Origin of the sequence: Kribbella sp. NPDC050281, assembly GCF_040655855.1 — a bacterium.
Lineage (GTDB): Bacteria > Actinomycetota > Actinomycetes > Propionibacteriales > Kribbellaceae > Kribbella.
The window spans coordinates 88,644-94,703 of the sequence record NZ_JBFAKS010000041.1 but is presented as its reverse complement, the minus strand read 5'-3'; the positions used below and the strand labels follow the sequence as shown (position 1 = coordinate 94,703).

Sequence of the window (6,060 nt, the reverse complement as noted above, 5' to 3'; positions counted from 1 at the left end):
GGTGGGGAGTAGCTGGGCCACCCAGCGCCGAGCCTAAGAACGCCCGGGCTTCGCCCGGGGAGGTGGGGAGTAGCTGGGCCACCCGGCGCTGGGGCTGACCGTGCCGGCGGATGGCCGGCGGCACGGTCGGTGGTGGGTCAGGCGGAGCAGTTGGACCGGAGGATGGGGCGGCTGGAGCCGTAGTCGCGGTTGCCGGCCGCGTCGTAGGCCTGGCGAACAGCCTCACGTTTCACACGATGCGGAGCTCGGCCCGATGGTTGTGCGCGCTGTGCCGAAGTGTTGACGTACCGCGAGCGCTGCTGCAACATTCGACTACCCGTCCTGCAAGAAATCAGCAAATCTACGAAATTTCTCGTCCTTCCCACCGCCCACGACGGAGGACCACTCGATGTATCAGCAGAACGTTCGACGGCTCCTGCTTGCGCTTGTTCTGATCGCGGCCGGGCTGCTGCCCATAAGTGCGGCGGCGGCCGTCACCGCCGACCTCTCCAAGACCCTCTCCGCCAGCAGTTCACTCGGCGAGTATCCGAGCGGCTATGCCGGCGACGGCAACCAGAACACCTATTGGGAGAGTGCCAACAGCGCCTTCCCGCAATGGATCCAGGCCGATCTCGGCTCCAGCACCGACGTCAACCAGGTGACGCTGAAGCTCCCCGCGTCCTGGGGCGCCCGGTCCCAGACCATCACCGTCCAGGCCGGCACGAACGCTGCGTCGCTGAGCACGGTCGTCGCCAGTACGGCGTACTCCTTCGCGCCGACGGCGAACAACACGGTCACGATCAACTTCACCACCACGTCGGCGCGTTACGTCCGGCTGACCGTGACGGCGAACAGTGGCTGGCCGGCCGCGCAACTGTCGGAGTTCGCCCTGGCCGGGCCTGGTGGCGGGCCGGTCGAACCACCGACCGGGACGGATCTGGCCGCAGGGAAGCCGATCGAGGCCTCCTCGTCGGCCTTCAACTTCGTCGCCACGAACGCGAACGACAACAACCTCGGCACGTACTGGGAGTCCAACGGCTACCCGGCGACACTGACCGTCAAGCTCGGTGCGAACGCCGATCTCAGTTCGGTCGTGGTGAAGCTCAACCCCGACCCGGTCTGGGGCGCGAGGACGCAGAGCATCCAGGTGCTCGGCCGGGAGCAGTCGGCCACCGGCTTCACGTCGCTCGTCGACCGGACCGACTACCAGTTCAGCCCGTCCGGCAACCAGAACTCGATCACGATCCCGGTCACCGGCCGGTACGCCGACGTACGGCTCCAGGTCTTCAGCAACACCGGCGCGCCCGGCGGCCAGGTCGCGGAGTTCCAGGTCTTCGGTACGGCGGCGCCGAACCCTGACCTGGTCGTCACCTCGGCCACGTGGAGCCCGGCGAACCCGACCGAGACCACCCCGATCACGCTGTCGGCGACAGTCAAGAACTCCGGCACTGCGGCGGCCCCGGTCAGCAGCCTGAACTTCCTGCTCGGTGGCTCGGTCGCCGGCACCGCATCCGTCGGCGCTCTCGCCGCCGGCGCCTCGACCACCGTCACCGCCAACGCCGGAACCCGCGCCCAAGGCAACTACATGCTCGCCGCGGTGGCCGATGCCACCAACATCGTGGTCGAGCAGAACGACAACAACAACACATTCCAGTCACCCACCCAGCTCACCGTCGGCCAAGCAGCCGGACCGGACCTGCAGGTCACCGGCATAACCTCCAACCCGGCGAACCCGGCCCCCGGTGCCCAGGTCTCCTTCACAGTTGCCGTGAACAACCGTGGTACGACGGCCTCCAGTGCGACCACCGTCACCCGGCTCACCATCGGCAGCACCACGCTGAACACCAACACCGCCTCGATCGACGCCGGTGCGATTGCGAACGTCGCAATGACCGGGACCTGGACGGCCACCAATGGCGGCGCGACTCTCATCGCAACCGCCGACGCGACCAACACAGTTGCCGAGACCAACGAAACCAACAACACCCTGTCCAGGTCGATCGTGGTCGGCCGCGGTGCCGCCGTACCGTACACGTCGTACGAGGCGGAAGCGGGCGACTACAACGGCACGCTGCTCACCTCGGATGCCGAGCGCACCTTCGGCCACACGAACTTCGCCACCGAGTCGTCCGGCCGCCAGTCGGTCCGGCTGAACTCGACGGGTCAGTTCGTCGAGTTCACCGCGACCGTGCCGACGAACTCGATCGTGGTCCGCAACTCGATCCCCGACTCGGCCAACGGGCAGGGGCTTGAGGCAACCATCAGTCTGTACGTCGACGGCACGTTCAAGCAGAAGCTGACCCTGTCCTCGCACAACAGCTGGCTCTACGGCAACAGCGACGGACCGGAATCGCTGACCAACACACCAGGCGGCGACGCGCGCCGCCTCTTCGACGAATCGCATGCCCTGCTCGGTACGTCGTACCCGGTCGGCACGAAGTTCAGGTTGCAGCGCGACTCCGGCGACAACGCGTCGTTCTACATCATCGACATGGTCGATCTGGAGCAGGTCGCCCCGGCCATCAGCCAGCCGGCCGGCTGTACGTCGATCACGCAGTACGGCGCTGTGCCGAACGACGGGATCGACGATGCGGACGCGATCCAGCGGGCCGTCACCGATGACCAGAACGGTGTGATCAGCTGTGTCTGGATCCCCACCGGGCAATGGCGGCAGGAGAAGAAGATCCTGACCGACGACCCGCTGAACCGGGGTCAGTACAACCAGGTCGGGATCAGCAACACCACGATCCGCGGCGCGGGCATGTGGTACTCGCAGCTCTACTCGACCATCGAGCCGCAGAACGCCGGCGGCATCAACCATCCGCACGAAGGCAACTTCGGCTTCGACATCGACAAGTTCGTGCAGTTGTCGGACCTCGCGATCTTCGGGTCCGGGCGGATCCGCGGCGGTGACGGGAACGCCGAGGGTGGCGTCGCGCTGAACGGCCGGTTCGGCACCGGGACCAAGATCAGCAACGTCTGGATCGAGCACTCGAACGTCGGGGTCTGGGTCGGCCGCGACTACGACAACATCCCCGAACTGTGGGGTCCGGCCGACGGCCTGGAGTTCAGCGGGATGCGGATCCGCGACACCTACGCCGACGGGATCAACTTCGCCAACGGCACCCGCAACTCGAAGGTGTTCGACTCGTCCTTCCGTACCACCGGCGACGACGCGCTGGCGGTCTGGGCGAGCAAGTACGTCAAGGACCAGTCGGTCGACATCGGCCACGACAACGCGTTCACCAACAACACCGTCCAGTTGCCGTGGCGGGCGAACGGCATCGCGATCTACGGCGGTTACGGCAACAAGATCGAGAACAGCCTGATCTACGACACGATGAACTACCCCGGCATCATGCTGGCGACCGATCACGACCCGCTGCCGTTCTCAGGGCAGACGCTGATCGCCAACAACGCGCTCTACCGGTGTGGCGGGGTGTTCTGGAACGAGGACCAGGAGTTCGGTGCGATCACGCTGTTCCCGGCGAACCTGCCGATCCCCGGCGTGACGATCCGCGACACCGAGATCTACGACTCGACGTACGACGGGCTGCAGTTCAAGACCGGTGGCGGTGAGATGCCGAACGTCGCGCTCACCAATCTCCGGATCGACAAGTCGAACAACGGCTCCGGCATCCTCGCGATGGGCGGCGCGCGCGGCAGCGCCACCCTCACGAATGTCGTCGTCACCAACTCCCGCGACGGCGACATCGTGAAGGAGCCCGGCTCGACCTTCACCTTCACCGGCCAGTAACCCACCACCTTCACCGGGACCCAGCCCCGCCCGGTGATCCCGGGCCCCCGCACCCCCGAGGTGCGGGGGCTCAGCCGTGCGACAGCGACTGGGTGCCGATCACGTCGAGCAGGCGTAGCGCGTGGTCCGACGGTGAGCCGGGCTCAGCGGTGTAGATGACCACCCGCTGGTCGCGTTCGGGGATGACCAGGACCTCGCAGATCACGTCGATCCGGCCGACCTCGGGGTGGAGGATCGTCTGGCACAGGCTCTGCTGCCGGGCGACCTCGTGCCGGGCCCAGATCTCGGCGAACTCGGAGCTCCCGGCGAGCAGATCGGACACCAGTTGTGCGATCGCCGGGTCGTCCGGGTAGGTCCCGGTCGCCGCCCGCAGATCCGCCGCAGCCTCGCGCGCGAACGCCTGGGTCGCGTCCATCCCGTACCGCTCCGCCTGCCGATCGCCGTGCAGGAACCGCAGCCGCAGCAGGTTCCGCTCCTTTGCCGGCAGGGCGGAGAAGTCCGTCATCAGGGCCGCCGCCTGCCGGTTCCACGCGAGTACGTCGTACTTCGCGTCCAGCACGATCCCCGGTACGTCGAGCCGCCCGAGCATCCGCAGTACGCCGTCCCGCACGTCCGGCGGCGGACCTGGGGGAGGCCCCGGCTGCTCACCGGCCAGCCGGAACAGGTGGTCGCGCTCGTCGTCGTTCAGCCGCAAGGCCCGTGCCAGTCCGGTCAGCACCGGACGCGACGGTCGCGGCCCGCGCCCCTGCTCGAGCCGGGTGTAGTAGTCGGTCGACATGGTCGCGAGGCTGGCGACCTCCTCGCGCCGGAGTCCGGGCGTACGTCGACGCAGTCCGGCCGGAAGCCCGACGTCGGCAGGTGTCAGCCGCTCCCGGCGTACTCGCAGGAACTCCGCCAGCTGACCCCGATCCACCAGTCCAGCATCGCAGTAGGCCGGTGGCGCCAACCAGGGACTGCCGATCCCAGGCTGAGCTCGCTCTGCCTCGCGTCGCCGCCGTTCATCAGCCTGGAGGACATGACGGAGAAGAAGATCGCGCTCGTCACGGGCGCCAACAAGGGCATCGGCAAGGAGATCGCACGGCAGCTCGGCGAGGCTGGATTCGTGGTGCTGGTCGGGTCGCGGGATCGGGCGCGTGGCGAGGTCGCTGCGAAGGAACTGGTTGCCGAGGGCTTCGATGCGGCCGCGGTCCAGCTGGAGGTGACCGACGGTCGGTCGGTCGGGGCCGCGGCGGACCTGATCGACCGTGAGTACGGTCGGCTGGACGTGCTCGTCAACAATGCGGCGATCATCCCGGTCGGCGACGACGCGGTGTCGCGGGTGGAGAGCGACGTACTGCGGCAGGCGTTCGAGACGAATGTGATCGGGCTGGTCGGGACGACTCGGGCCATGCTGCCACTGCTGCGGACGGCGGAGGGGGCGCGGATCGTGAACCTGTCGACGTCACTGGCCTCGTTCACGCAGGTGGGCGATCCGGAGTCGCGGATGTCGACCGTACTGACCCTTGGCTACAACTCGTCGAAGGCCGCCGTGAACATGGTCACGGTGATGCTCGCCAACGAACTGCGCGGCAGCGGGATCCTGGTGAACGCCGCCGACCCGGGCAACTGCGCGACGGACATGGGTGGCTGGGACGCGGCCCGCACGCCTGCGCAGGGCGCGGCCGTCGCGGTCCGGCTGGCAACGCTCGGCGCCGACGGCCCGACCGGCGAGGTCCACGCCGAGGCAGGCCGCCTACCCTGGTGAGCCCGCGCTGACCGGCCCGGCCGGCCGGAGACGTCAGACGAGGGCGCCGGACCAGGCGAGGGCCTGCTTGATCAGATGCCCGCGGCCACCTTCGAGGTCGGTCAGAAGGGCCGGCTCGAGTGCTTCCTTCGGCGTCAGCCAGGTGAGCTCGAGCGCGTCCTGCCGCGGATTGCAGTCGCCGGTCACCGGTACGACGTACACCAGGGCGACCGCGTGCTGACGCGGGTCGTGCAGCGGCGTGACCCCGGGCAGCGGGAAGTACTCCGCGACCGTGAACGGCACCGGACTCATCGGCAGCCGCGGGAACGCGGCCGGGCCGAGGTCCTTCTCGATGTTGCGCTGCAGGGCGTCGCGGATCGACTCGCCGTGCATGACCCGGCCGGAGACCAGGGTCCGGATGATCTGCCCGGTCTCGGCCGCCCCGCGCAGCAGAACCCCGACGTGCTCGATCTGGCCGGCGGCGTCGACGCGGGCCGGCACGGCCTCGACGTACAGGATCGGCACCCGGGAGCGGGTCTCTTGCAGCGCGAAGTCGGAGAGCCAGCCAGGGTTCGGGTCAGGCGTACGAACAGACGTCATA

4 protein-coding genes are annotated in these 6,060 nt (G+C 68.2%); 2 read left to right on the top strand and 2 right to left on the bottom strand.

Annotated features, from left to right (window positions below):
* Nucleotides 1-388: 388 nt before the first annotated feature.
* A complete protein-coding gene (locus AB0I34_RS34700) occupies nt 389-3,736 on the top strand; it encodes a CARDB domain-containing protein (RefSeq protein WP_360453431.1) in 3,348 nt (1,115 codons plus the stop codon).
* Nucleotides 3,737-3,806: 70 nt separating this feature from the next.
* Here AB0I34_RS34700 and AB0I34_RS34695 read toward each other — a convergent pair whose 3' ends face one another.
* Nucleotides 3,807-4,649 (bottom strand): helix-turn-helix transcriptional regulator, encoded by an 843-nt coding sequence (locus tag AB0I34_RS34695; RefSeq protein WP_360453428.1) that lies wholly within the window; start codon nt 4,647-4,649, stop codon nt 3,807-3,809.
* 102 nt (nt 4,650-4,751) lie between these two features.
* On the opposite strand from AB0I34_RS34695, the gene AB0I34_RS34690 reads away from it, so the two are divergent.
* Nucleotides 4,752-5,480, top strand: coding sequence for an SDR family oxidoreductase (locus AB0I34_RS34690; RefSeq protein WP_360453425.1), 729 nt, complete (start codon nt 4,752-4,754; stop codon nt 5,478-5,480).
* 33 nt (nt 5,481-5,513) lie between these two features.
* Here the strand turns inward: AB0I34_RS34690 and AB0I34_RS34685 are convergent, their stop codons facing one another.
* Nucleotides 5,514-6,059 (bottom strand): NUDIX hydrolase family protein, encoded by a 546-nt coding sequence (locus AB0I34_RS34685; RefSeq protein WP_360453422.1) that lies wholly within the window; start codon nt 6,057-6,059, stop codon nt 5,514-5,516.
* Nucleotide 6,060: the final 1 nt, after the last annotated feature.